Here is a 22,900-nt window from a genome sequence, read left to right as displayed (position 1 = left end):
GACGTCCTATTCTTTGTGGAGCCTAGGAGATTCGAACTCCTGACATCTGCCTTGCAAAGGCAGCGCTCTACCAACTGAGCTAAGGCCCCGGGTGTTGCCGGTAATCGTAGACGAACTTTACACGTCCACTCCGAGCGATTGTCACACGGTGGGGATGCTGTGCCAGACGCCGTCCGAGCTGCGTTGCGAGCGCACCTTCGATAGTGTCAGCACTGCGATCACCGCCGATACGACGAGAAGAAGGATTTTCACGTCCCGCCTCTTTTCGTTCGTTCGGTGTGGGCCTAGGAGGACTTGAACCTCCGACCTCTTCCTTATCAGGGAAGCGCTCTAACCGCCTGAGCTATAGGCCCTCATCACTGATTCGGTCCGAAGAAAACCTCTCCTCGAACCGAGGGATGAGATTACCGTATCGGGCCGCTGTCTTCCAAAACGGCCCGATACGGCTCTCGATGGTGCAGGTCAGTCGCGGTCTGCCAGTGTCACTTCGACGCCACCCACCAGGTCCGAAGACAGGTTGTAGATGAAAGCACCGATGGTGGTGAGTGCGGTGAACAGTACGACATTGATCACACCGATCACTGCCGCGTAGCCGAACACCTGCCCCGCACTGACGAGACCGCCGTCGCCGGATTCGTTCACAATCTCGGTGAAGGCACTGTTGAGACGCTCCCAGACGCCCATGCCGTCGAGCACCGCGTACAGCAAACCGACGGCCACCATCCACACGAAGAACAGTGACACCGCGATCACAAGGGCGATCTTGAGTGTCGACCACGGATCGATCTTGCGAATCTGGATGGTCGCCCGCAGCGGATCACCGTCCACGCTGGACACCGCGGTGATGGCCGTGGGTGCTGCTCGCTCGGACTGGGACGGCTCCGGATGCCGGACGGCGGACAGATCCGGCATGTCCTTCGCCAGATCCTTGCGTTCGATGTGCCGGGTCGGCCCGTCGATGACCGCGGCCTTCGACCGGGCTGCTTCCCGGCGTTCGGTCTTGTCCTCGGTCGACTCGCGCTGGACGGGGTCGGCGGTCGTACGGGCAGCCCGCTCGGACTCCCCGGTCGGGGGTAGCGCAGCCCCGCGACCGGACAGGTTGGTCTGCGGCTGATTCTGCGGCTGCTGCCTGTCGTCTGCTCCCTGGGGAGCGGGACGCTGACCCGCACCTCGCTGCCACGGCGGAGTTCCCTGCTGGCCGTCGTTCTGCTGAGCGGGCATCGCCTGCGTCGCGGCCGGACCGGGCTGATCCTGCCCGCGACCGGGTTGACGATCGGCTCCACCGGTAGCCGGACCCTCCGTTGCGCGCGACGCCTCGGTGGGCGTGGAGGACGGCGATCCCGACGGCTGCGATCCCGAGGGCTGTGAGCCGACCGGTCGGGGAGGTGGACCGACAGGGGCCTGCCGCTGCGGAGGCTGGCCGTTTGCCGGCTGACCGTTGTGCGGCCGCCCGGAAGCCGGCTGACCCGAGGCGGGCTGCTGGTTGGGGGCCTGGGGCGGCTGACCCTGCGCGGGACCGGCCGGAGCCTGGCCCTGCCTGGGTGCGGGCGACCCCGGAGCACCCGACCCCGGAGCCTGCGGAGGCGGTCCCTGCGGTGCAGGCGGTCGCTGCGAAGGCGGGGGTCCCTGAGCCGGTCGGGCCGGGCCGTTCGGCGCAGCCTGAGCCGGACGTGCCGGAGGGCGAGCACCACCCTGCGGGGCAGGTCCGCGGCCGGCTGCGGGCGCAGGACGAGCGGCCGGCTGCGGCCTGCTGCCCGGGCGAGCTCCCTCGGGCGGCGCGGGACGCGCGGGCTGCTCGGCCCGCGCGGAATCCCGGCTGTCCGGGCCACCGTTGGGGCCGGGCCTGCTACCAGGCCGGTTGGGAGTGCTCACTTACGACTCCTTCGCTGCATCGTCTTCGGTGCCCAGAGCATCCGGTTCGATCTCGTCGGCGTTGCGCGCGATCGCGAGCAATGTGTCGCCTTCACCGAGATTCATCAACCGCACGCCCTTGGTCTGTCGGCCGGCTTTCCGAACCTGCTTGGCAGCGGTCCGAATTACGCCACCACTCGACGTGATGGCGTACAGCTCGTCCTCGTCGTCGACGATGAGAGCTCCCACCAGCGTGCCACGCTTCGGGTCGTACTGGATTGTCAGCACTCCCTTTCCGCCACGACCCTGCTGGGGGTAGTCCTCCATCGCGGTGCGCTTGGAGTAGCCACCCGACGTAGCGACCAGCAAGAACTTGTTCTCGCTGACGACGTTGAGGGAGAGCAACGCGTCCTCGCCGTTGAATCGCATGCCCTGCACACCGGAGGTGGCGCGGCCCATCGGGCGCAGCACCTCGTCGGTCGCGGAGAACCGGATGGACTGGCCCTGCGCCGAGACCAACAGCAGATCGTCGTCCGAGGACGCGAGAACGGCCCCGACCAACTCGTCGTCGCCGCGCAGGTTGACCGCGACGATGCCGCCGCTGCGGTTGGAATCGAAGTCGGTCAGTCGCGACTTCTTGACGAGACCGCCCTTGGTGGCGAGCACCAGGTACGGAGCGTCCTCGTAGGTCTTGATCTGGATGACCTGGGCGATGCGTTCGTCCGGCTGGAAGGCGAGCAGGTTCGCAACGTGCTGACCGCGTGCGGTTCGGTTCGCCTCGGGCAGCTCGTAGGCCTTGGCCCGGTAGACGCGGCCCTTGGTGGTGAAGAACAGGATCCAGTCGTGCGTCGAGCAGACGAAGAACTTGCTGACGATGTCGTCCTGCTTGAGCCCTGCGCCCATCACGCCCTTGCCGCCGCGCTTCTGCGAACGGTAGAGGTCGGTTCTGGTGCGCTTGGCGTAACCGGTCTCGGTGATCGTGACGACCACGTTCTCCCGCGCGATGAGATCCTCGTCGTTGACGTCCCCGTCGGCGGCGATGATGCGCGTACGACGGTCGTCGCCGAACTTCTCCACGATCTCGGCGAGCTCGTCACGCACGATCTGTCGCTGCCGCTCGGGCTTCGCCAGGATGTCCTGCAGGTCGGCGATGGTTCGTTCGAGTTCTGCCAACTCGTCGATGATCTTCTGACGCTCGAGTGCTGCGAGGCGTCGCAGCTGCATGTCGAGGATCGCCTGGGCCTGGATCTCGTCGATGTCGAGCAGGTCGATCAAACCCTGCTTGGCGAGATCGACGGTCTGCGAGGCACGGATGAGCGCGATGACCTCGTCGAGAGCATCGAGTGCCTTGACCAGTCCGCGCAGAATGTGGGCGCGCTCTTCGGCCTTGCGCAGCCGATAGCGTGTGCGGCGGACGATCACGTCGAGTTGGTGAGTGACGTAGAACCTGATCATCTGGTCCAGGCGCAAGGTACGCGGAACGCCGTCGACGATCGAGAGCATGTTCGCACCGAAGCTCGTCTGCAGCTGCGAATGCTTGTAGAGGTTGTTGAGCACGACCTTCGCGACCGCGTCACGCTTGATCGTCACGACGATGCGCATACCGACACGATCGGAGGACTCGTCGTCGATCTTGGAGATCCCCGAGAGCTTGCCGTCTCGGACCTGCTCGGCGATGGAGGTGATCAGGTTGTCCGGGTTGACCTGGTACGGCAGCTCGGTGATCACGATCGTGGTGCGACCGTTGGAATCTTCCTCGATCTCGACGACGCCGCGCATGCGGATGGAGCCGCGACCGGTGGAGTACGCATCCTGGATGCCCTGGCCACCGACGATGAGACCGTGCGTCGGGAAGTCCGGACCCTTGACGCGTTCCATGCAGGCCGCGAGCGTGGCTTCTTCGTCGGCCTCGAAGTTGTCCAGGGCCCAGAACACCGCGTCGCCCAGTTCACGCAGGTTGTGCGGAGGGATGTTGGTGGCCATACCGACGGCGATGCCGTTGGAGCCGTTCATCAACAGGTTCGGCACGCGCGACGGAAGTACTGTCGGCTCTTGGGTTTTGCCGTCGTAGTTGGGGATGAAGTCGACGGTTTCCTCGTCGATGTCGCGCAGCATCTCCATCGCGAGCGGAGTCAGCCGTGCCTCGGTGTAACGCATGGCTGCGGCACCGTCGTTGCCGCGGGAACCGAAGTTGCCCTGACCGTCGACCAGCGGGTACCGCATCGACCACGGCTGGGCCAGACGCACCAGCGCGTCGTAGATCGAGGTGTCGCCGTGGGGGTGGTAGTTACCCATCGTCTCGGCAACGGGGCGTGCGGATTTGACGTAGCTGCGGTCGGGCCGGAAGCCGGAGTCGTACATCGCGTACAGCACGCGGCGGTGCACCGGCTTGAGGCCGTCACGGACCTCGGGCAGGGCGCGACCGACGATGACGCTCATGGCGTAGTCGATGTAGCTACGCTGCATTTCCTGCTGGATGTCGACCGGGTCGATTCGGTCGCCGCCCTCGGCGTTGGTGGTCGAACCCGGCGGGGGTCCTACCGGCGGTTCGGTGATGTCAGACATGCAAATCTCCTCGAGAAACGGTCACCTGCACGCACCGAGAGAACTCATCGATGCGTGCAGGGAAGTGACTAAACGTCAAGAAAGCGAACATCTTTCGCGTTGCGGGCGATGAAGCTACGACGCGCGGAGACGTCCTCGCCCATCAGAACGCTGAACAGTTCGTCGGCGGCGGCCGCGTCGTCCAGAGTCACCAGACGCAGGACGCGAACCGTCGGATCCATCGTGGTCTCCCACAGTTCCTTGGCGTTCATCTCGCCGAGGCCCTTGTAGCGCTGGACGCCGTCCTCGACGTTGATCTTGCGCTTGTTGGCGATTCCGGCCTCCAGCAGACCGTCGCGCTCGCGATCGGAGTAGGCGAAGTCCGGTTCGCCGCGACTCCACTTGAGCTTGTACAGCGGCGGCATGGCCAGATACACGTGACCGTGCTCGATCAGCGGACGCATGAAGCGGAACAACAGCGTCATCAGCAGGGTGGAGATGTGCTGGCCGTCGACGTCGGCGTCGGCCATCAGCACGATCTTGTGGTAACGCAACTTGGTGATGTCGAACTCGTCGTGAATACCGGTGCCGAACGCGGTGATGATCGACTGGACCTCGTTGTTCTTGAGGACGCGGTCGATCCGAGCCTTCTCGACGTTGATGATCTTTCCGCGCAGCGGCAGGATCGCCTGGAACATCGAGTCTCGCCCCGATTTGGCCGAGCCGCCGGCGGAGTCGCCCTCCACGATGTAGATCTCGGACTTGCTCGGATCGTTCGAGCGGCAGTCGGCGAGCTTGCCGGGAAGACCTCCGATATCGGTTGCACTCTTGCGGCGCACCAACTCTCGCGCCTTACGCGCAGCCATCCGGGCCTGCGCGGACGAGACCGCCTTGTTGATGATGGTCTTGGCGTCGGCCGGGTTCGATTCGAACCAGTGCGCCAGGTGCTCGTTGCATGCCTTCTGCACGAACGACCGAATCTCGGTGTTGCCGAGCTTGGTCTTGGTCTGGCCCTCGAACTGCGGCTCCCCGACCCGCACCGAGATGACCGCGGCCAGCCCCTCTCGGATGTCGTCGCCGGTGAGCTTGACGTCCTTCTCCTTGACCAGCTTCTTCTCGATCGCGTACTTGTTCACCGTGGACGTCAATGCGGTACGGAAGCCCTCTTCGTGGGTGCCGCCCTCGTGCGTGTTGATCGTGTTGGCGAAGGTGTGCACCGATTCGGAGTAGCCGGCATTCCACTGCATGGCGATCTCGACCTCGTGGCCCTCACCTTTACCGGTGAAGCCGACGACGGAATTGTGAATCGCGGTCTTGGTGCGGTTGATGTGCTTGACGAAGTCCACCAGGCCGTCGGGGTAGTGGTACGTCCGCTTGCGGACCTTGGCAGGCTTCGCAGCTGCGGCGTCGGCCTGCTCTTCCTCGGCAGTCTTGGGCGCCTCGGCGGTCTCGCCGAGTTCTTCCTCGGTCGCGTCGGTGGCCGCCACCCGCTCGTCGGTGAAGTTGATGGTCAGTCCCTTGTTCAGGAACGCCATCTCCTGCAGGCGGCGGTGCACGGTCTCGAAGCTGTAGTCGAGGGTCTCGAAGATCTTGCCGTCCGCCCAGAAGCGCACGGTGGTACCGGTCTCCTTGGTGTCGCCGACGGTCTCGAGAGGACTGGGCTTGGCGTAGTCGTAGGTCTGCTTGTAGCGATGACCGTCGCGGGCGATCTGCAGTTCGACCTTGGTGGAGAGCGCGTTCACCACCGAGATGCCGACGCCGTGCAGTCCACCGGACACCGCGTACGAGTCGGAGTCGAACTTGCCGCCTGCGTGCAGCTGCGTCATGACGACCTCGACGGTGGGGACACCGGAGGAGTGCATGGCGACGGGAATTCCTCGCCCGTCGTCCTTGACCTCGACGCTGCCGTCCTCGTGGATGGTGACGTCGACGGTGGAGGCATAACCGGCCATGGCCTCGTCGACGGAGTTGTCGACGACCTCCCAGATCAGGTGGTGCAGGCCTCGTTCACCGGTGGAACCGATGTACATACCGGGCCTCTTACGAACTGCTTCCAGGCCCTCGAGGACCGTGATGGAAGATGCGCCGTAATCCTTGCTGTTCTCACTGTTACCTGACTTCTGGGCAGCCACGGTTAGCTGGTTCTCCTTCTACGCGTCCACTACCCCGCTCACACCTGACGTAGGTGCTACCGCAGGGTCGGCACGGTCTTTTCGACCGTGCTCGGTCCATGCGTTTGTTCCGGGCTTGATGTCGTACCGGTCCATAGTACTGGGTGGCTGCGACAGCATGGGCTCGATGACACCCCTAAAAGGCCCCTGATTGCGCCGCAGGCGCATTTTCTCGGTGCCGTACGACAAATATGAAGGGTGAAAGCAGCGGCACCACTACAGATCGAGCACGATCCGTTCGCCCTCGGAACGCGAGACGCAGATCAACATCTCGTGGCGCTGCTCCTCGGCAGTGAGCCGATTCTCCCGATGTTGCGGTGTTCCACTGAGCACTCGAACCCGACACGTTCCGCAGAACCCTTGCTGACAGGAGTACGCCACGTCGGGCCGCAGACGCCGAATGGCATGCAGGGCAGTCTCGTTCGGACCGACCGCGATGACCTCGCCGGAATCGACGAGCTGCACCTCGAACTCGGTGCCGTTCTTCACCGGCGGCGGCGAGAACCGCTCGAAGTGCAGATGTGTCGCGGGCAGCGAATCGAACGAGGCCCGAACCAGGTCGATCATCGGCGGAGGTCCGCACACGTAGACCGATCCGCCGGGAGCCGCCGCTCCCAACAGGTCCATGCTCGACGGCATGCCGTCCACGTCGTCGGTGCGCACGGTCACGCGATCGGCGTCCCAGCCCGCGATCTCGTCGAGGAACGGCATCGACTCACGCGAGCGGCCGCAGTAGACGAGATGCCAGTCCATGCCCGTCTCACGGGCGCGACGCACCATCGAGATGATGGCGGTGATGCCGATTCCTCCGGCCACGAACACCGCATGTTCGGACTGCACGAACGGAAATCCGTTGCGCGGCCCACGAATTGCGACTTCGCTTCCGATCCGAAGATCGTGCATCTCGCGAGAGCCGCCACCGCCGTCGGGCACCAGACGTACTGCGATGGAGTACGAGTCGTCATCGGGCCGTCCACACAGCGAGTACTGCCGGCGGCGTCCCGACGGGAGGTAGAAGTCCAGGTGCATCCCCGGTGCCCACGCAGGCAACATCGAGCCGTCGGCCACGGCGAAGGTCAGTTGGACGACGTCCTCGTCGACACACAGAGGCTCTCGTGAGACCAACGTCAGCAGTTGGGTGCGTGCGACGGGCGGTGCAGCGAACGACGCGTCGTAACCGTCACCGTCGAGCAGCGCGAACCATTTGTCGAGCGCATCGGTCACCAGAGACACCGTCTGATCGGGCTCGTCGCGGCCGTACAGATTCTTCGGGATGGTGCGTCCCATCCGGAACGAGTCCACCATCTGTGCCATTGCGCCGAGCTTGCTCCGCAACGTGCGTTTGGTCATCGATCGGCGGACCGAGCTGCCGGTGAGGTGGCCAGATACCGCACTGCCTGCGCAGTCGACCCTTCCTGCGAAGGGTGGTACGTGCTCTTGAAGTAGCGCAGCGACGCCTTCACCATCGACATCGGCGTCGGAAACAGGCCGGACTTCGCGACCTTCCTGAATTCCCGGAACGACGGCGTGCGCTGCTTGGGGGTCAGGTGCGCCAGCGTCGGGTCCTGGCTCATCAGGAAACGAACGCCACGGGTCCAGAACCACACCAGGGTGGGCGCGATGACGACGTACGTACGAATCCGGCGGGCGGGGCGCACGTCGAAGTACCGCATCACCTCGTAGGCGACCGAACGATGTTCGACCTCCTCGGCACCGTGCCACCGCAACAGATCCAACATGATCGGATCGACGTCGGCCTCGTCCAACTCCGAAGCATTCAGAACCCAATCACCCAGGAACGCAGTCAGGTGCTCGGCCGCAGCGATGAGCGCCAGACGCTCGACCAGACTGTTCTGACCGTGGCCGGACCTGTTGCCGAGCGCCCGACCGAACAGGAACTTCATCTGGTCGACGTACGGATCGACATCGATGCCGTGTGCCCGAAGCTGATCGTGGACTTCGGTGTGAGCCTGCGCATGCATGGCTTCCTGGCCGATGAACCCGATCACGTCGTCGCGCAGTTGGTCGTCGTGGATGAGAGGCAACGCCTCCTTGAACGTGCGCACGAACCACTCCTCGCCCTCGGGCAGAAGCAGGTGCATCACGTTGATCAAGTGCGTCGCGAGCGGGTTACCGTCCATGTAGTGCAGCGGTAGGGAGTTCCAGTCGAATTCCACGTTCCGGGCATGAAGGATGACTCGATCTTCGGGGGTTCCGTCGACATCGACGGCCGCTGTCGATGTCTTCTTCGTTGGTGCAGACACAACTTCTCCTCGTCCGATGCGCGCAGAACAGTTATTCGGTCCCCCGACCGTGTGCGTGTCTGGAATCACGCTACGCACATGCATCGTGTCACAGCAACACTGACCCCAACATCTGTTGAGGATCACCTGGACCAGTTTGTTCGGAAAGCGATCGTTGGGACGTCTCACTATCCGTACGTATCGCGCGGACCTCGTCCGCGAACGTGACGCTCGCCCTTCCTCCAACTCTGCGTCGTCGGACCGGTGATCCGAAGGGACGTCACCACACCATGACCGACGGCGGCAGCGATCTTGGCCAGTATCTGCGACTGCATCAGCCTCAGTTGCGTCGCCCATGCCGTGGACTCGGCGGAAATACTCAGGACTCCGTCCTTGAGACCGGTGGGGTCGGCGTGCGCCGCAATGTCCTCCCCGACGACGTGCGGCCACCGGCCCAGCACCGCTCCCTCGGATACCTTGGCCGACCATCCGCGCTTGGACGCGATCGAATTCGCCAGCGCACCGAAAGCCTGCGGATCTCGGTCGTCGGGCCCTGCTCCCGACCATCCACGTCGACGACGCCCCCGCAGTGCTCGAACTCCGCCGGTCGGCGACGACCGTCCTTGCCCCACCGACTTACCACTGGCTTTGGCCGCGGCCCGCGCGTCCTCCAGTGCTCGACGCGCGAGGTCGACCCCCTTCAATTCGGGCTGGTCATCGGACGCGGGTGGGTTCGTCTCGTCGCTCACGACACCTCACTCTCCGACACCGACAGGTCGGTGATGGTCGAAATACGTCCGGCCGCACCGGAATCGACTTCCTGACGAGCCTCCACGCCGTACCGTCTGGCGTAGAGCTCGGGTGGCACGTCCTCGGGAACCGCCGCGGTGATCAGTACCTGTTCCGCGTCGGCGGCCACTGCCGCCAACGCGGCGCGTCTCTTTCGATCGAGTTCGGCGAACACGTCGTCGAGCATCAGAACCGGGTCGGTCCCGTCCTCACGCAGCAACGCAAACGATCCGAGCCTGAGGGAGAGTGCATACGACCACGATTCACCGTGGCTGGCAAAGCCTTTCGTCGGTTGATCCCCCAACATCAGTTCCAGATCGTCCCGATGAGGACCGACCAGACAAACCCCGCGTTCGATCTCCCGCTGTCGCATCACCGAAAGCTGATGCAGGAAAGCAGCTTCCAAGACATCGATATCGTCGTGTTCGGGTGCCCGATCGGCATCGGAGAACTCCGGCGGCAACGCATCGGCGAGACTGCACCGGTAGGCAACGGACGCCAATCGTGATTCCGGCGCGATCGAACTGTAGGCCTGCTGCACGAAGGGCATCAGCTCGTGCACCAAACCTATTCTGGCAGCGAGCAATCGAGCTCCGTGTGCGGCGAGGTGACCGTCCCAGACGTCGAGGGTGGCAAGCGCACTCGCGCCGTCGCCCGACGACGATCCGCGACGCAAAGATCCACTCGCCGTCTTGAGCAGAGCCGACCGTTGCCGCAGGACCTTGTCGTAATCGGCACGGACGGTGGCCATTCGAGGAATGCGAGTGGTGAGCAGCTCGTCGAGATAGCGTCGTCGTTCGCCGGGATCGCCGCGGACGAGCGAGAGATCCTCGGGAGCGAACAGCACGCTCTGCAACACGCCGAGGATCTCGCGTGGGCGCCGCAGCGGGGACCTGTTCATCCGAGCCTTGTTGGCCCTGCCGTCGAGAAGCTCCACATCGATGATCAATTCACGTCCGTGATTGACCACGGCACTGCCCACGAATGCCTTGGCAGCACCGGCCCGGATCATGGGAGCGTCCGACGACACACGGTGTGAGGACAGCGTCGACAGATAGTTCAGTGATTCGAGCAGATTGGTCTTGCCGTGACCGTTCGGCCCCACGAACACGGTCGATCCCGGTCCGAGGTCGACGGTCACGTCGTCCCAGGATCGGAAATCGTGTAGCTGCAGAGACCGGACGAACACTTACTCGGTGTTCTTCGGCGCCGGGGCGCGCAGGGTCTCGTCGGCATCGGCCTTCTTGACCGCGTGCCCGCCGAATTGATTGCGCAGAGCCGAGACAGCCTTCATGGCCGGCGAATCCTCCTGCCGTGAAGCAAATCTCGCGAACAGTGCAGCGGAGATGACCGGTGCAGGCACAGCGTGCCTGATGGCTTCTTCGACGGTCCAGCGGCCCTCACCCGAATCCTCGGTGTACCCGGAGATCTCACTGAATTCCGGGTCCTGAGCCAGCGCTTCGACCAACAGATCGAGTAGCCACGACCGCACGACGGTGCCCTTGCTCCAGGCCCGCAGTACGCCCTGCACATCCTGTACGAGTTCCTCCGCTTCGAGGATCTCGTAGCCCTCGGCGTATGCCTGCATCAACCCGTATTCGATGCCGTTGTGCACCATCTTCGAGTAGTGACCGGCACCGACCGGACCGGCATGCACAAAACCGTCCGCACGCTCGCCTTCCGGACGCAACGCGTCGAAGATCGGCATCGCCCGGTCGACGTGCTCGTCCTGTCCGCCCACCATCAGGCCGTAGCCGTTCTTCAGACCCCAGACACCACCGGATACGCCGGCATCGATGTAGCTGATTCCCTTGGCGTCCAACAACTCTGCGTTCGGCTTGTCATCGGTGAATCGTGAGTTTCCGCCGTCGATGACCAGATCGCCGGGCTCTAGCACATCCGCCAGACCGGTGACGGTATCGCGGGTTATCTTGCCGGACGGAACCATCACCCACACCACGCGCGGAGCCGTCAACGACTCTGCCAGACCGGCCAGTGACGGCGTATCCGTCACCTCCGGTCGGGGGTCGTAACCGATCACCTCATGGCCGTGCTCGCGCAGTCTCTCGCGCATGTTGAAGCCCATTTTTCCGAGACCGACCAAGCCCAGCTGCATGATGAGGTGTCCTTGTCTGTGTCAGGTGTAGATCCGGTAGAAGGTCAGTGGAGCAAGCGCAGCGACCGACCGATCGCGGCGAAGACCCGCAGGTTCCACAGTAACCAGGCAGGATCAGCCCGGCAGCCTGACCGGCATCAACAGGTACGTGTACTCCGACTGCGGCGCCGCGAACTTACCTGCATCGTCGGCCACCAACTCCTCGTCGGACGTCGGACGCAGCACTGCGGGCCGGCTCGGGGTCGTGAACCCGAACGTGACCTTCTCGCTGTGCAGCGAAGACAAACCGTCGATCAGATAGCCGGGATTGAAGGCGATGGTCAGCGCCTCGCCCTGGAAATCGGCAGGCAGTGCCTCCTCGGCTCGGCCTGCGTCGTCGCCACCTGCAGACAGGAGCACACCATCGGCGTTGAACTCGAGACGCACCTGCGCACCGCGCTCGGCCACGAGCGCCACACGCTTGATGGCCTCGACGAGCGACGCGATCTCGAGGGTGGCCACCGCGGTGTGTTCGGCCGGCAGCAGCTGACGGAACTTCGGGAATTCGGCGTCGAGCAGTCGCGTGGTGGTGCGGCGCCCGTCGCTGACGATGCCGAGCAAGCCATCGCTACCGATCGACGAACCGGAACCGAGAGCGAGCTCGACCGGCGAGCCGGCGTTGCCGCCCAAGGTCTTGGCAGACTCCGAGAGGGTCTTGGCCGGGATGAGCACCGCTGTGGTGGTGTCGGCACCGGCCGGCGTCCAATCGACCTGACGGACGGCCAGTCGAAAACGGTCGGTAGCCGCCAGAACGACATTGGTGCCGTCGATCTCGACGCGGATGCCGGTCAGCATGGGCAGGGTGTCGTCCTTGCCCGCCGCGATGGCGACCTGGGCGATGGCTTCGGAGAACACGTCCCCGGCCAGAGAACCGGTCTGGCTGGGCAGCTCGGGCAGTTGCGGGTAGTCCTCGACGGGCATCGTGGGCAGCGAGAACTTGGCGCTGCCGCAGTTGATCAGAACGCGGGTTCCGTCGACCGTGACGTCGACCGGCTTGTTCGACAGCGACTTCGTGATATCGGCAAGTAGCTTGCCCGACACCAGAACTCGGCCTGCGGTGGCAACCTCGGCAGAGACTTTCACCTGAGCGGAGACCTCGTAGTCGAATCCGGAGACCGTCAGACCCTGCTCGTCGGCGGCGAGGAGAACTCCACCGAGAACGGGCACGGGCGGTCGCGACGGCAGGCTGCGGGCCACCCACGCGACGGAATCGGAAAAATCTTCACGAGCAACGCGAAACTTCAAACTTCCAAGCTCCATCGCTCGGCATTTCCTCTCGTTCGGTGGCGTTCGTCTTCACGGTCCGGCGACGCAACCTCGATCGTTGCGGCTCGAACCGATGCAACGACGAGTCTGGCACATCCAGCGCAAGCACACCGTATGCCCTCCGAAGCGAAGACGAAAGCGCGAGCTTCGGCGTCAACGTGGGATTCGAGCCATCTCGGAGGGCCTGTGAACGGATCGTTCCCCAACACCTGTTTTCAAAGAAGTTCTTTCAAGGAGAAAACAGAAGTATTAATAGGTCCTGTGGAATCTGTGCACGGACCCATCGAAGCGCTGGTGGCCGAGCGTGGTGTCGTGGGGATGAACTCGGGACCAATGCGAGGTTGATGCTCGGCGCCCTGTGGACGAATCCCATCGGTGCACAGGCGCCCACACTCCATCCCCAGAACTTCGATGTTGTCCACATGGTTATCCACAGGTGTGAATCAATGGTCGGCGCCTCGAAAACTCGCGGAATCGGGGTCGAGAATCGGTTCGACGAACGACCGGAAAACAGCAACGGCACCGAACCCGCGTTGGGATTCGGTGCCGTTCTCCGTGTTCGTCAGTGCTCGGTCGTCTACCGCTTCGAGCGCTGCTTGATCCGCGCGGTCAGCTCCTGGACCTGGTCGTACACCTTGCGACGCTCGGTCATCTCCTTGCGGATCTTCTTGTCCGCGTACATCACCGTCGTGTGGTCGCGCCCGAACGTCTGGCCGATCTTGGGCAACGACAGGTCGGTGAGCTCGCGGCAGAGATACATCGCTATCTGCCTGGCCATGGCCAGTGCTCGCGCCTTGCCCGGCCCGCACAGGTCCTCGATGGACGTGTTGAAGTACTCCGCCGTGACGGCCATGATCGTGGCCGCATTGATCTCCAGACTCGACGAATCGGGGATCAGATCGCGCAGAACCACCTCGGCCAGAGTGAGGTCGAGTGCCTGTCCGTTGAGCGATGCGAAAGCCGTCACGCGAATGAGGGCGCCTTCGAGCTCACGGATATTGCGCTCGATTCGACTGGCGATGAGCTCGAGCACGTCGTGCGGCACATCGAGCCGGTCCATCCGAGCCTTCTTGCTCAGAATGGCGATACGCGTCTCGAGCTCGGGCGGCTGCACATCGGTGATCAGGCCCCACTCGAAGCGGGTACGAAGCCGTTCCTCGAGCGTGGCCAACTGCTTCGGTGGCCGGTCGGACGAGACGACGATCTGTTTGTTCGCGTTGTGCAAGGTGTTGAAGGTGTGGAAGAACTCCTCCTGGATGCCTTCCTTGCCCTCGATGAACTGGATGTCGTCGACGAGCAGCACGTCGGTCTCGCGGTAGCGGCGCTTGAACGCCACTTTGCGGTCGTCACGAAGACTGTTGATGAAGTCGTTGGTGAATTCCTCGGTCGAGACGTACTTGACGCGCATGCCCGGGAACAGGCGCTGCGCGTAGTGACCGGCCGCGTGCAGGAGGTGAGTCTTGCCCAGGCCCGACGCCCCCCACACGAACAGTGGGTTGTAGGCGCGAGCAGGTGCCTCGGCAATGGCCACCGCAGCGGCGTGTGCAAATCGATTGGAGGCGCCGATGACGAAGGTGTCGAAGGTGTACTTCGAGTTGAGGCTGTTGGCACCCGAGGACGGCGGCGTCGAATCGGGAGGTTTCGTGAAGTACGTCGGCCACGAGTTCTGGACGCTGGCCAGTGCTTCGCGTTCGTCGTCGACCTCCTCGTAGTCGGCGGTCTCGGAGTCCGACGGCTCGTCGTCCCTGCTGGTCAGCACGCGGCGCCGGTAGGTCGGGGAACTTGGGGCATCGGGGTACGTCGAACGCTCGGAGTCGATCTTCTCGTCCTCGGGAGCGGAGATGCGCACTCCGAGTCCCTCGACACCCTGTCCCAGGTGACGCCCGAGGGCGCCGAGAATGGGTTCGCGAAGATCTCGTTCGATCGCTTCCTGAGCGAAGGTCGACGGAACTGCCAGAAGCGCGAACCCTTGAGTCAATGTCAGCGGTTTGACCAGCGCGAGCCAGGCCTTCTGGCCCTTGGTCAGCGGCGACCCACTGTGTCGGTCGGATGTGAGCTCCGCGACCACCTCGGGCCAGATGCGCGCCAGCGCATCCGGATCGTCGTTCACGTTGGGCCCTCCGTCGTCGAGCATTCGTCTCGGGCGGTGTGTCCGACGCCTGAATTCGTACGTCGTTTCGCGCTCACGCGGCGACATCGTCGGATAGCGTCGTCGTTCGTGCGTCGCGGCGGCCGAGACCAGGGTCCATGGGTGGACCCCGCAAGGTACGAATATGCCACCTGAACTGTGTTTCCACACAATTATCCACAGGTGTGGATAAACGACACCGATGTGACCCCAGAACACGTTTCGTTTCGTGGTATGGCGACTGCGCCAGTCTGACCTGCACCGTTGCAACTGTCTGTACTGCGATCGGACGAATTGTGTCGCGTTGCTCGTGGCAGCGAGGAGCTGTTCGGCCTCCATCACAGCGTGAGTCGCCGCCGGTGAGTGTCGCCTGTGGATGAACGCCTGCGCCCACCGGTACGGACCGAGTTTGACCACCGGTGACTCGATCAGTACTCTCGAACAGTCACCCAATAGCGAGGTGGCCGATGCTTGCTGGCTGCTCACAGTCTGTCTTCACTCGGATTTCTCGCTCGGGAGGCAAGCGACTTCATCCGAACTCGCTGAACCTTTACAGCAGGCGCCGACAGATCGGCGTCGTCGAATCTCGAGGAGTGTTGACCGTGGCCAAGGGCAAGCGGACGTTCCAGCCGAACAATCGCCGCCGCGCGCGCGTTCATGGCTTCCGTCTTCGTATGCGTACCCGTGCGGGTCGTGCAATCGTTTCCGCACGTCGCGGCAAGGGCCGCAAAGAACTCACAGCCTGATAGTCGTTCGTCCGAAGCTTGGAGCTCGGGATGCTTCCTGAGCCGAATCGATTGCACCGCGCACGTGATTTTTCCGTGGTGATGCGTCGAGGACGCCGAATGGGTAGATCGAACCTGGTCGTACACGCCGTTGCGCGTGGCGAGCAGGGCATCGCATCCACCGTTCACGGGCCACGTTTCGGATTGATAGTCAGTAAGGCAGTCGGGCCGGCCGTAACTCGTCATCGAGTTGCGCGCCGGCTTCGGCATATTTGTACCGACGTCCTCGGTGAGCTCACCGAAACCACCGACGTGGTGATCCGTGCACTGCCCGGAGCCGCGGGTGCGACCTCGGCAGATCTATCGATTCAACTGCGTTCAGGATTGAAGAAGCTCGGTCTTCTCGAAGCTCCGAAGGGTCCGCCGTCATGACGTTCATGGGCAACCTTCGTTCCATTCCTGCTCGCACGCTCGTCTACTTCATCGGGTTGTACCGGACATACGTGTCCCCGATGAGACCTCCCACCTGTCGCTTCTCCCCCACCTGCAGTGAGTACGCCATCGAGGCGCTCCAGGTGCACGGGATGTCGAAGGGCTCGTTGCTGGCAGTCGTCCGCCTCCTCAAATGTGCTCCCTGGCACTCTGGAGGCTGGGACCCGGTGCCCGAACCCGGTAAGTGGCGCGCAATCGTCACCGAGCCGACCGAAACCGAAGAACACCACGATCTCGCGCGAGTGGAAGAACAGAGGAGTACATAGAGCCGTGCTCGACTTCATTTACTACCCGGTTGCCTGGATTCTCTGGGTATGGCACAAGGTGTTCGGCTTTGTGTTCCAGGATCCCAGCAATGGGTTCGCCTGGGCACTGTCCGTCGTATTCCTGGTCTTCACCCTCCGCCTGATCCTGTACAAGCCCTTCGTCAAGCAGGTCCGCACCACGCGGCAGATGCAGGAGCTACAGCCGCAGATCAAGGCTCTGCAGAAGAAGTACGGCAAAGACAAGCAGAAGATGGCCGTCGAGATGCAGAAGCTCCAGAAGGAGCACGGCTTCAATCCGCTGATGGGCTGTCTGCCGGTGTTGGCACAGGCCCCGGTGTTCATCGGCCTGTTCCACGTGTTGCGCTCGTTCAACCGCACCGGTACCGGGTTCGGTCAGCTCGGCTTGACTCCCGAGGAGAACCGGGAGCTGTCGAACTACGCGTTCAACGTGGCCGACGTGCAGTCGTTCCTCGACGCCCGCCTGTTCGGTGCCCCTATTTCGGCATGGATCACGATGCCGCAGGACCAGCTCAACGCATTCGCCGTCGGCCCCGACGCAACCATCCCGTCGACCTGGGTCATTGCGGCGGTCTCCATCCCACTGATGATCATCGCGGCGATCATGACGCACCTGAATTCGCGTGCCTCGGTGGCGCGTCAGAGTGAGGCGGCAGCGGCGAACCCGCAGTCGGCGATCATGAACAAGCTCGCCCTCTACGTCTTCCCGCTCGGAGTCCTGGTCTTCGGTGCCTTGCTGCCCGTCGCGATCCTGCTGTACTGGGTCAGCAACAACACCTGGACCTACGCGCAGCAGCACCTGGTGTTCGGAAAGATCGACAAGGAGGAAGCCGCGAAGGCAGCGGCCGCGGTGGAGAAGCGTTCCGAGAACGCTCCGAAGCCCGGAGTGAAGCCGGTGTCGACCACCAAGCCGAAGCCCGGTGCTCGTCCCAAGCTCTCGAAGATGTCACCGACGAGCGATCAGTCGACGGTCGAGACCGGCGACGGCACGTCGGGTTCGACAACCGGTGCCGCATCGCCGGCCAAACCGAGACCGCAGGCGAACCGGAACAAGTCGACCAAGCGCAAGCGGCGCTGACCGACACGTCGAGAGAAGGACGAACATGGCAGCGGACGTAGAAGAAGCTCAGAACGACGAAGTACAGAACACAGTCGGTGCGGTATCCGGAGATGGAGCAAGTGACGTGGTGGTCGAGACCGATCAGGTGAGTGCAGTCGGCGTGGATGCAGACGCGACTCCTGTCGTCGAAGAGTCCGGCAACGAGAGTGCCGTCGAGGACAAGACCGTCGACGGGTCGGACGACGACGAGGATGATGACGAGGACTACCTGGTCGAGGAAGGCGAGATCGCCGGTGATTACCTCGAGCAGCTGCTCGACGTTCTGGACTTCGACGGCGACATCGACCTCGATGTCGAAGGCGATCGCGCCATCGTCAGCATCGACGGCGGCGACGATCTCGCCAAGCTCGTCGGGCGCAAGGGTGAAGTTCTCGATGCACTGCAGGAGCTGACGCGTCTGGCCGTTCAGCAGTCGACCGGTGAGCGAAGCAAGCTGATGCTCGACGTCGCGGGCTGGCGCGCCAATCGGCGCACCGAACTCGGCAATCTCGGAGCCGAGGCTGCCCGTCGCGTTCTCGAATCCGGTGAACGTGAAGAGCTGACCCCGATGACTCCGTTCGAGCGAAAGATCGTGCACGACGCGGTCGCCAAGATCGATGGCGTGGCGAGCGAAAGCACCGGCGTCGAACCCGCGCGACGGGTCGTTGTCGTCAAGGCGTAACCGAGCTTTTCGATTCTATGGCCCCCACTTCGGTGGGGGCCATTGTCGTATCCGGATGGTGTCGATCGGATGGTGAATGTCATCAATGTAATTAGCTGTCTGCATACTCGGCGGGCATGCTCGGAGATCGATTTTCTCGTCGGTTTCGTAAGATCCAGGGAGACGCAGCGCTTTCGTCACTGTGACGGCGTGTGCGACGGGCATCGAGTGCGCTTGGCCCGGTTTGTTAATGATTGTTTCACGTGAAACGACGGTGTCTACGCTCTACCGACGATCGCAGATGCCGTCAGCTGATCCGAGCACTTCGCTCCGCTGTCGTCGAGATCTGTGCCCTGCATGTACTCGGAGAGCCATGTCTACGATGCCGGCATATCGAGGTCGGATCCATCCGTCGCAGTTTCACGTGAAACATCGGAGGGCAGACCGGACGATGATCGAACACTCCCCCGGCGATGGGGCGGCCGTGCGGAGTCGGAATCGTTATGCCATCGATCAAGCGGTGTGGCCGAGTGTCGTGGTCCGGCGGCACGGACCGAACAGCGTCGCCCTCGAGAAAGGACAACCCTCGGGCATCAGCGGTGTGGATCCGAGGGCTCACGAACGATGACGAGCGCAGCCCGATGACTACTGACAGTTCTCTTCCAACAGACGCACACGGTCGGCCGAGCTACTCGGACGCTGGACTCGTTGTGGCTTCCCGCCGTCTGTCGCGGCCGTAGTCGGCTGCGCCTGCTACGCGGTTGTGGGTGAGCGGTACCCACCCATCTCGAATCGCGGAATGGATCCGGCACACGTCGCTGGATCGGTGTACGACCGACGTGGATTCGAGGAACTCGTATAGCTACCGTTCGGTGTTCGACGTGATCGATGGAACGACGGCGCCGCGGACTCCCTCTGCGTGTGAGAGGCGTATCCCGTCGTACCGAAGGAGGGTGGTCCGACATGTGCGGACGCGACGTCGGTCCCGCGCCCCGTCCTGGGCTGCCCGTGGCAATACGGAGAATCGACCACCGACTGGAGGGCGGGCATCTGGGTCCGCAAGAGGATGTTGCACGCTGACGCTTCACGGACCCCCTCCGGTCTCCGCTGGTTGAGTTTCACGTGAAACATCGAATGACTCGGCATCATCGAGTACCGCCAGAGATCCCTACCGACACGCGTCGATCACGGATGCGTTCGTGACCGGATTGCTTCAACGTCGAGGCACGGAGGGACGGACGTCACGGACTGATTGTGCGGGCTACGTCTCCCGGGGGTCGGCGCATGGATCGAGTTGATCGAGCGACAACGACCGCCTGATGGCGTCTTCCATCGCCGCTGCAGTTTCACGTGAAACATGGCAGCAGTGTCCGTTGGAGCGGGACTGCTTCTGGGGTACGACGGGAGCGATCCGAGCGACGCCTTGCCGCGCGGCTCGCTGTGTTGTGAGTGGATGATTCTGGGGTGTCGCGCCGGACGGCCGACATGTCTTCATCGGACGGCGGACTTCTCCGTGCACACGGTTACGCGTCGCATCCATGTTCGACGAATGTGACCTGGAAGCGCCGTTTCGAGGAGTTGTGTCGCTATCGTTTGGCGTTCGGTGCCCAGGCACGGGAAGATGTTTCACGTGGAACAAGAAGGCGTGGACAGCACCCGGTTGATGGCCGTCGCAGAGCAGATCTTCGGTGATCGTCTCGAGATGGCACAGCGATATCACGACTCGCTGGCGACGGCGGGCGTGGAGCGTGGCCTCATCGGACCGCGAGAAGTCCCGCGGTTGTGGGAGCGACACATCCTCAATTGCGCCGCGATCGGAGAGCTGATCGACGAAGGCGAGACCGTCGTCGATGTTGGGAGCGGCGCCGGACTGCCTGGCATTCCGTTGGCAATCGCCCGCCCTGATCTCCGCGTGACACTTGTCGAACCGCTTCTACGACGCACCGTCTATCTTGCGGAGTTCATCGACGAACTGGACCTGAACATCTTGGTCGTACGCGGACGAGCAGAACAGCCCGGCGTCAAGAAGGAAGCAGGCGGTGCCGACGTGGTGACGTCGAGGGCCGTTGCCCCGCTCGAGAAGCTTGCGAAGTGGTCGCTCCCCCTGGTTCACGAGCGTGGCCGGATGCTCGCTCTGAAGGGGTCGAGCGCTGCGGAAGAGATCGAACGTGACCGGACTTCCCTCACTCGGATGGGTGCTGGCAAGCTGGAGGTAGTGGAGTGCGGAGTGGGTCTGTTGCCCACCCCCACCATCGTGGTCAGAGCGGTGCGTGAGCCGCGGAGACTGAGTCGTCACTGATGTCGATTGTGGGCTCGCAAGTCCCGCGCTCGATCCGATCGAACGTAGCGAACGTATTGAACACAGTCAGTTCCGCACTAAGGAGCACATATGTCGGGTGGGTCCGATCCCGCTGTTTCACGTGAAACAGCGTCCAAGAAAAACGCGTCGAGTAGTTCGGGCAGGGAGTCGGGAGTGAAGACCGGCTCCGGGTTCGAGTACACGAACGCGATCTCACCGAACGACACTCCGATCGGTGCGGCCGCGCATCGAGCCAGCCAGGTTCTGCATCCGGGATCGGTGTCCCTTCCGAAGCCGGCGAAGCGACGCATGCTGACGATCGCCAATCAGAAAGGCGGTGTCGGTAAGACCACTACCGCTGTGAATCTGGCTGCCGCACTCGCGCTGCAGGGACTGACCGTGCTGGTGGTCGATCTCGACCCTCAGGGCAACGCCAGCACCGCTTTGGGCGTCGAGCATCATTCGGGTGTGCCGTCGAGCTACGAGGTGCTCATCGGTGAGGTGAGCGCGAAAGACGCGGTTCAGCAGAGTCCGCACAGCGAGAGGTTGTTCTGCATTCCAGCAACCATCGACCTCGCCGGAGCCGAGATCGAACTGGTGTCGATGGTCGCTCGCGAAGGCCGTCTCAAGACGGCGCTGTCGGTGGAGGAGCTCGCCGGGATCGACGCCGACTTCATCCTGATCGACTGCCCCCCGTCGCTCGGTCTGTTGACCGTCAACGCGCTCGTGGCTGCGACCGAGGTTCTCATCCCTATTCAGTGCGAGTACTACGCGCTCGAAGGCGTCGGTCAGCTCCTCCGCAATATCGAACTGGTGCAGTCTCATCTCAATCCCGAACTGCACGTCTCCACGGTGATCCTGACGATGTACGACGGGCGCACGAAGTTGGCAGACCAGGTCGCGGAAGAGGTACGCAAGCACTTCGGGGACGCCGTCCTACGCGCCGTCATTCCTCGGAGTGTGAAGGTCTCGGAGGCACCCGGATACGGAATGACGGTGCTCGACTACGACCCCGGTTCACGCGGTGCGATGAGCTACCTGGACGCCGGACGAGAGCTCGCTGCACGTTCGGCCGGCATCGACGAAGCACGAAAGAAGTAGCCAGATGAGTCAAACACGTAAGGGTGGTCTGGGTCGCGGCCTGGCCTCACTGATCCCCACCGGACCCGATGCCGGGCCACGCCTCGGCAGCGCTGCGGCAGACGTGATAATCGGCGCGGACCGAAACGCCCCAGACCGTCCGGATACATCCACCAAGCCGAAGCGAACCGCTCCGGCAGAGGACCTCACCGAGGTCGCGACAGCACCTACACCCACCCCGCCGGTGCTCAATGGCGACGACCTCTCCCCCGTCGGTGCCGTCTATCGCGAGATCTCACCGGATCGAATCGAGGCGAACCCGAAGCAGCCGAGACACGTCTTCGACGACGAATCGCTCGCCGAACTGGTTCACTCGATCCGCGAATTCGGGCTCATGCAGCCCATCGTCGTCCGTCTCGTGTCGGGTTCCGCTGCTGCCGGAGACGCGAAATATCAGCTCGTCATGGGCGAGCGCCGATGGCGTGCAAGCCAAGAAGCCGGCCTCGAAACGATCCCGGCGATCGTTCGGGAGACTGCAGACGACGCGATGTTGCGGGACGCACTGCTCGAGAACATCCATCGAGTGCAGCTCAATCCGCTCGAAGAAGCGGCCGCGTACCAACAGTTGCTCGAAGAATTCGACGTCACACACGAGGAACTCGCTGCGAAAATCGGGCGATCACGTCCGGTCGTCACCAACATGATCCGTCTGTTGAAGCTGCCGATTCCCGTTCAGCGACGAGTCGCGGCAGGGGTTCTGTCGGCCGGACATGCCCGCGCATTGCTCTCGCTCGACGCGGGTTCGGATGCGCAGGAGTCGTTGGCGGCGCGCATCGTCGCCGAGGGCCTGTCCGTTCGTGCCACCGAAGAGGCCGTCACACTCGCCAATCGCGAGGACGGTACGAGCCCGGAACCGGCGCCCCGGCGCAAGCCGATCCAGATGCCGGGCCTTCAAGACGTCGCAGATCGGCTCTCGGATTCGTTCGACACCCGCGTGACGGTCAGTCTCGGCAAGCGAAAAGGCAAGATCGTGGTCGAGTTCGGGTCGGTCGACGACCTTCAGAGGATCGTCGAGATGATGGAAGCTCAGAAGAAAAAGTAGCCGCGAATTTT

The 22,900-nt window shown here is 63.3% G+C and carries 18 protein-coding genes and 2 tRNA genes; 8 read left to right on the top strand and 12 right to left on the bottom strand.

All coding sequences use genetic code 11. The features are described from left to right. Positions 1 to 16: 16 nt before the first annotated feature. The 12 genes from MTX34_RS11140 to dnaA all read right to left on the bottom strand — a co-directional run bounded on the left by MTX34_RS11140 (position 17) and on the right by dnaA (position 15,129). A tRNA-Ala gene (locus MTX34_RS11140) sits at positions 17 to 89 on the bottom strand. Between the two features lie 190 nt (positions 90 to 279). Then, positions 280 to 353, bottom strand: a tRNA-Ile gene (locus MTX34_RS11135). A 109-nt stretch (positions 354 to 462) separates the two neighbouring features. Beyond that, positions 463 to 1,872, bottom strand: a complete 1,410-nt coding sequence (locus MTX34_RS25995; RefSeq protein ID WP_243609486.1) for a DUF3566 domain-containing protein — start codon at positions 1,870 to 1,872, stop codon at positions 463 to 465. After that, the gene (gene gyrA, locus MTX34_RS11125) at positions 1,873 to 4,416 is read right to left on the bottom strand and encodes a DNA gyrase subunit A (RefSeq protein WP_243595698.1); all 2,544 of its coding nucleotides are present in this window, start codon (positions 4,414 to 4,416) and stop codon (positions 1,873 to 1,875) included. A gap of 68 nt (positions 4,417 to 4,484) precedes the next feature. Continuing rightward, positions 4,485 to 6,527 carry a DNA topoisomerase (ATP-hydrolyzing) subunit B gene (gene gyrB / locus MTX34_RS11120; protein WP_243595697.1) on the bottom strand — a complete coding sequence of 681 codons (2,043 nt, stop codon included), beginning with the start codon at positions 6,525 to 6,527 and terminating at the stop codon, positions 4,485 to 4,487. A 255-nt stretch (positions 6,528 to 6,782) separates the two neighbouring features. After that, on the bottom strand, positions 6,783 to 7,916 hold the full coding sequence (locus tag MTX34_RS11115) for a PDR/VanB family oxidoreductase (protein WP_243609485.1): 1,134 nt from the start codon (positions 7,914 to 7,916) through the stop codon (positions 6,783 to 6,785). Then, entirely contained in the window at positions 7,913 to 8,830 is a 918-nt protein-coding gene (locus MTX34_RS11110) for a metal-dependent hydrolase (RefSeq protein WP_243609484.1), read from the bottom strand. The genes MTX34_RS11115 and MTX34_RS11110 overlap by 4 nt, the downstream gene beginning before the upstream one ends. A 167-nt stretch (positions 8,831 to 8,997) precedes the next feature. Continuing rightward, the gene (locus MTX34_RS11105) at positions 8,998 to 9,558 is read right to left on the bottom strand and encodes a DUF721 family protein (protein ID WP_243609483.1); all 561 of its coding nucleotides are present in this window, start codon (positions 9,556 to 9,558) and stop codon (positions 8,998 to 9,000) included. After that, positions 9,555 to 10,787 (bottom strand): DNA replication/repair protein RecF, encoded by a 1,233-nt coding sequence (gene recF / locus MTX34_RS11100; protein ID WP_243609482.1) that lies wholly within the window; start codon positions 10,785 to 10,787, stop codon positions 9,555 to 9,557. The genes MTX34_RS11105 and recF overlap by 4 nt, the downstream gene beginning before the upstream one ends. Further along, on the bottom strand, positions 10,788 to 11,714 hold the full coding sequence (gene gnd / locus MTX34_RS11095; protein ID WP_243609481.1) for a phosphogluconate dehydrogenase (NAD(+)-dependent, decarboxylating): 927 nt from the start codon (positions 11,712 to 11,714) through the stop codon (positions 10,788 to 10,790). It abuts the gene before it with no gap. 114 nt (positions 11,715 to 11,828) lie between these two features. Further along, entirely contained in the window at positions 11,829 to 13,013 is a 1,185-nt protein-coding gene (gene dnaN, locus MTX34_RS11090; RefSeq protein WP_243609480.1) for a DNA polymerase III subunit beta, read from the bottom strand. 583 nt (positions 13,014 to 13,596) lie between these two features. After that, positions 13,597 to 15,129 carry a chromosomal replication initiator protein DnaA gene (dnaA, locus tag MTX34_RS11085; protein ID WP_243595691.1) on the bottom strand — a complete coding sequence of 511 codons (1,533 nt, stop codon included), beginning with the start codon at positions 15,127 to 15,129 and terminating at the stop codon, positions 13,597 to 13,599. A gap of 620 nt (positions 15,130 to 15,749) precedes the next feature. Between dnaA and rpmH the strand changes: the two genes are divergently transcribed. From rpmH to MTX34_RS11045, 8 genes are all read left to right on the top strand, one after another. Further along, positions 15,750 to 15,893 carry a 50S ribosomal protein L34 gene (gene rpmH, locus MTX34_RS11080; protein WP_026347786.1) on the top strand — a complete coding sequence of 48 codons (144 nt, stop codon included), beginning with the start codon at positions 15,750 to 15,752 and terminating at the stop codon, positions 15,891 to 15,893. 30 nt (positions 15,894 to 15,923) lie between these two features. After that, positions 15,924 to 16,304, top strand: coding sequence for a ribonuclease P protein component (gene rnpA, locus MTX34_RS11075; protein ID WP_243609479.1), 381 nt, complete (start codon positions 15,924 to 15,926; stop codon positions 16,302 to 16,304). Further along, positions 16,301 to 16,630, top strand: coding sequence for a membrane protein insertion efficiency factor YidD (gene yidD, locus MTX34_RS11070; RefSeq protein ID WP_243595689.1), 330 nt, complete (start codon positions 16,301 to 16,303; stop codon positions 16,628 to 16,630). Before rnpA ends, yidD begins: the two co-directional genes overlap by 4 nt. 4 nt (positions 16,631 to 16,634) lie before the next feature. Next, positions 16,635 to 17,726, top strand: a complete 1,092-nt coding sequence (gene yidC / locus MTX34_RS11065) for a membrane protein insertase YidC (protein WP_243609478.1) — start codon at positions 16,635 to 16,637, stop codon at positions 17,724 to 17,726. A 25-nt stretch (positions 17,727 to 17,751) separates the two neighbouring features. Continuing rightward, a complete protein-coding gene (locus MTX34_RS11060; RefSeq protein WP_243609477.1) occupies positions 17,752 to 18,429 on the top strand; it encodes a R3H domain-containing nucleic acid-binding protein in 678 nt (225 codons plus the stop codon). A 1,600-nt stretch (positions 18,430 to 20,029) separates the two neighbouring features. After that, a complete protein-coding gene (gene rsmG, locus MTX34_RS11055; protein WP_243609508.1) occupies positions 20,030 to 20,707 on the top strand; it encodes a 16S rRNA (guanine(527)-N(7))-methyltransferase RsmG in 678 nt (225 codons plus the stop codon). Positions 20,708 to 20,797: 90 nt separating this feature from the next. Beyond that, a complete protein-coding gene (locus MTX34_RS11050) occupies positions 20,798 to 21,808 on the top strand; it encodes a ParA family protein (protein ID WP_243609476.1) in 1,011 nt (336 codons plus the stop codon). A gap of 4 nt (positions 21,809 to 21,812) precedes the next feature. Next, positions 21,813 to 22,889, top strand: coding sequence for a ParB/RepB/Spo0J family partition protein (locus MTX34_RS11045; protein ID WP_243609475.1), 1,077 nt, complete (start codon positions 21,813 to 21,815; stop codon positions 22,887 to 22,889). The last annotated feature ends 11 nt before the right edge of the window (positions 22,890 to 22,900 follow it).

It is taken from the genome of Rhodococcus sp. ARC_M5 (assembly GCF_022810405.1).
In the GTDB taxonomy this organism is placed as follows: domain Bacteria; phylum Actinomycetota; class Actinomycetes; order Mycobacteriales; family Mycobacteriaceae; genus Rhodococcoides; species Rhodococcoides navarretei.
This window is presented reverse-complemented; position numbering and strand designations above follow the sequence as displayed.

Coding starts and splice junctions, on each gene's coding strand:
- gyrA (WP_243595698.1), bottom strand. CDS start 4,416: ATGTCTGACATCACCGAACCGCCGGTAGGACCCCCGCCGGGTTCGACC.
- MTX34_RS11115 (WP_243609485.1), bottom strand. CDS start 7,916: ATGACCAAACGCACGTTGCGGAGCAAGCTCGGCGCAATGGCACAGATG.
- gnd (WP_243609481.1), bottom strand. CDS start 11,714: ATGCAGCTGGGCTTGGTCGGTCTCGGAAAAATGGGCTTCAACATGCGC.
- dnaN (WP_243609480.1), bottom strand. CDS start 13,013: ATGGAGCTTGGAAGTTTGAAGTTTCGCGTTGCTCGTGAAGATTTTTCC.
- rnpA (WP_243609479.1), top strand. CDS start 15,924: ATGCTTCCTGAGCCGAATCGATTGCACCGCGCACGTGATTTTTCCGTG.
- yidD (WP_243595689.1), top strand. CDS start 16,301: ATGACGTTCATGGGCAACCTTCGTTCCATTCCTGCTCGCACGCTCGTC.
- MTX34_RS11060 (WP_243609477.1), top strand. CDS start 17,752: ATGGCAGCGGACGTAGAAGAAGCTCAGAACGACGAAGTACAGAACACA.
- rsmG (WP_243609508.1), top strand. CDS start 20,030: ATGTTTCACGTGGAACAAGAAGGCGTGGACAGCACCCGGTTGATGGCC.
- MTX34_RS11050 (WP_243609476.1), top strand. CDS start 20,798: ATGTCGGGTGGGTCCGATCCCGCTGTTTCACGTGAAACAGCGTCCAAG.
- MTX34_RS11045 (WP_243609475.1), top strand. CDS start 21,813: ATGAGTCAAACACGTAAGGGTGGTCTGGGTCGCGGCCTGGCCTCACTG.